The organism is Nguyenibacter vanlangensis (assembly GCF_013376155.1).
In the GTDB taxonomy this organism is placed as follows: domain Bacteria; phylum Pseudomonadota; class Alphaproteobacteria; order Acetobacterales; family Acetobacteraceae; genus Gluconacetobacter; species Gluconacetobacter vanlangensis.
Map to the genome: position 1 here is coordinate 1 of NZ_JABXXP010000642.1, position 1570 is coordinate 1570.

Sequence of the window (1570 nt, forward strand, 5' to 3'; positions counted from 1 at the left end):
CGATCGCCCGCGCGCCGCCTCCTGCCCCCAGCAGCAGCACCGGCCCCCGGTCCACGTCCACGCCCTTGCCTTGCAGGCTGGCGACGAATCCGTCGCCATCGGTCGAACGCGCCGCGATCCGTCCGTCCACGCCAAAGACCAGCGTATTAACCGACCCCGAGCGCCGCGCCGAACGATGCAGGTCGTCCGCGATCGCAAAGGCCGCTTCCTTATGCGGAATGGTCACGTTCGCCCCGCGGAATCCAGCCGCGCCCAGGCCCCGCACCGCCACCGCGAAATCCCCCGGCCGCACCGGCAGCGGCACATAGGCCCCGTCGATCCCATGCCGGGCCAGCCAGAAATTATGCAGCAGGGGCGAGCGCGAATGCGCGACCGGCCAGCCGATCACCCCCGCCAGCAGGGTGGCGCCGCCGATGGGCCGCCACCCCGGCGGCGGCATGCTCGTTCCGGTCATGCCCGATAACGCTCCCATGCAAGCGGCAGCAGCCGCGCCAGCCGTTCCGCCCATTCCCGCTGGCCATCCGCATCCGCCACCAGGTCCTGGCGGATCTCCAGCTCGACATGCGGCAGCCCCCGCGCCTCGGCATGTGTGGGAATCGTGTAGTCGCTGGTATCGGTCAAGGCATAGGGCTCGTTGTCCCCCACCAGCAGCCCGGTCTCCTCCTCCAGCAGCGCCTTCAGCATCAGGCCGAAACGCGGCGCATGGTTGTGCAGGATGCCGGCATGCCAGGGCCGCGCCACCCCACCCATTTCCGGAGTGAAGCTATGCAGCGCCACCACGATCGTGGAATCCGCCGGCCGCCCGGCCAGTTCGGCGGCGATCCGGTCGTGATAGGGGCGGAAGATCGCCGCGACCCGCGCCGCCACGTCGTCGTCATCCAGGTCCAGGTTGCCGGGCACCGCCGTCCCGTCGCTGACCCGCACGACCGAGGTCGGATGACCCGGCGCGCGGTTGCAGTCGATCACCAGCCGGGAATAGGCCTGTTCGATCAGGATCGTATCCAGCAGCCCCGCCAGGTGCCGCCCCATGCCGGCCATGCCGATATCCCAGGCGATATGGCGCTCCCACTCCGCCGCCGGCACGCCCAGGTCGCCCAGGCCGGCCGGCACCGCGCGCCCCGCATGGTCGCTGACCAGGACGAAGGGCGACGCGCCCGCCCGCCCATGGATCATGACGGGCGCCGGGTCATGCGGCCCCAGCAACCCCGTTTGTCCTGAAGGACCCGGACTGGAAAGACCGTGGCCCGAAAGATTATCGTCCCGCACCGTGCCCCCGAATTCCGCCGGCCTCATCCCGCCCGCCTCGTTCCAACCCTCTCACCCCGCCATGCGGCGCAGCAGCGCCGGCACATCCGGCGCATCCCACAGGACCGGACCGCCGATCCGCAGGATTTCCCGCCCCCTGCGATCCAGCACCAGGGTCACGGGCACGCCATCCTCGTGCAGCGCCGCCGGAATCGCCATCTGCGGATCGCACAGGATCGGCAGGCCGGCCACGCCGTGCGCGGCATAGAAGCGGCGCACGGTCGCCGCCCCGCCGTGATCCACCGATACCGGCAGGACCGCGATG

Annotated in this window: 2 protein-coding genes and 1 pseudogene; all 3 read right to left on the reverse strand. The window is 71.0% G+C overall.

The window, feature by feature from the left end; translation table 11 throughout:
- On the reverse strand, positions 1–454 hold a 454-nt coding region (locus HUK84_RS17555; RefSeq protein ID WP_374729382.1), incomplete at its 3' end, for a shikimate dehydrogenase family protein.
- Positions 451–1173: an N-formylglutamate amidohydrolase gene (locus tag HUK84_RS17560; RefSeq protein WP_176641404.1), complete on the reverse strand. Its 723-nt coding sequence runs from the start codon at positions 1171–1173 to the stop codon at positions 451–453. The genes HUK84_RS17560 and HUK84_RS17555, both read right to left, overlap by 4 nt.
- A gap of 144 nt (positions 1174–1317) precedes the next feature.
- A pseudogene (locus tag HUK84_RS17565) lies at positions 1318–1570 on the reverse strand (TlpA family protein disulfide reductase); the annotation flags it as partial.